The following is a 1,164-nucleotide window of genomic DNA, read 5'->3' as shown; positions in this document are numbered from 1 at the left end:
TTTCGTAATGGGGCAAGGTTTCTATGCTGATAATCGTAGTATAATCTCCACCTTTTAAATGTATGAAATACTAAGCTTTGTATGGTTAATCATAAAAAAAGCCTATCTTTTGAGATAGGCTTTCTTATCTTGTGAAAAATCAAATGTCGTAAGTAGATTACGCAAGCGTTATATTCATTGATGCTTTTACTCTTTTTCTATTAATACATCATTTTTTTAATGGCTAGATTCGTTATACAACTTAATAGCTTTGTTTTATTTTCAATATAAAAAATTTATGAGAAAATAAAAATGTGAGAGCTTTATTAAAGAATTTCACTGCTTTCAACAGGCGTATTTGATTTTACTATATTCCCCATATCGTCATAAAAGTTATATCGCTCAAATTGACAATCTTTTAATTCATAATTTTCTCCATTACTGACTGCGAAATGTTCTCCGTTTTTTATTTGTGCAGTTTCCACATCGAGCAAAGCAGCTCCTTTTATAATCTGCTGTCTCCATCCAATTATATCTTTTGAATATGATAATCCATAAAATCTTTTTTCATCTGGGGTGATTATGATAAAATTTTCACTCAAAACACCACCGTTTTTAGGAATCAATGGTGTATTAGCAGCTGCTATTGCATTAACAAAATTATCTTTATTAATTTTTCCAATATTGCTTTTAATGTGAATATATCTATATTCTCTAAGTTCAGATTCTTCTTTCCCAGGAAGATATATCTTCTCTACTTTCATAATTTAAGGCGTTATTTCAAATTTTACATTAGTGATGCCATTTTGACTAAAAACTTGTGAATAATGATCAGCTAAATCTTGGCTATTTGTATGATATATTACTTCATCAAATGCATTAGAATATTTTTTTGCCTGACTAAGCATTTTGTTTTGCTCTGTAATTGCCCAAGGCTTTGTATCAAGAGGATTTCTCAAAGATTTGTTCCAATCTTCCACAAATTTTGCTTCAATAGCTACTGTTTTACCATTTATATTAACAACATTATCTGCAACACCGTTAACTAATTGCCCATCTACTACCGCAGAGTACTGTCGTGAATTAAAATTTGCAGCGCCTCCATATAAATCCTGAATATCATCCTCATATTGTTGTGCTTTATCTATGGCTCTATATCGCCCATTATGCACCAGGATCCCATCT

At 30.8% G+C, this 1,164-nt stretch carries 2 protein-coding genes; both read right to left on the bottom strand.

All coding sequences use genetic code 11. The annotated features are described in order from the left end of the window. Window positions 1-305 precede the first annotated feature (305 nt). Window positions 306-743, bottom strand: coding sequence for a hypothetical protein (locus tag ASG21_RS05385; RefSeq protein ID WP_056076832.1), 438 nt, complete (start codon window positions 741-743; stop codon window positions 306-308). Window positions 744-746: 3 nt separating this feature from the next. Beyond that, the coding region (locus ASG21_RS20000) for a hypothetical protein (protein WP_185113709.1) at window positions 747-1,164 on the bottom strand (418 nt) is incomplete at its 5' end.

Source organism: Chryseobacterium sp. Leaf394, assembly GCF_001424105.1.
GTDB lineage: Bacteria > Bacteroidota > Bacteroidia > Flavobacteriales > Weeksellaceae > Chryseobacterium.
The sequence above is the reverse complement of the archived record's forward strand: the minus strand, read 5'-3'. Positions and strand labels throughout refer to the sequence as shown.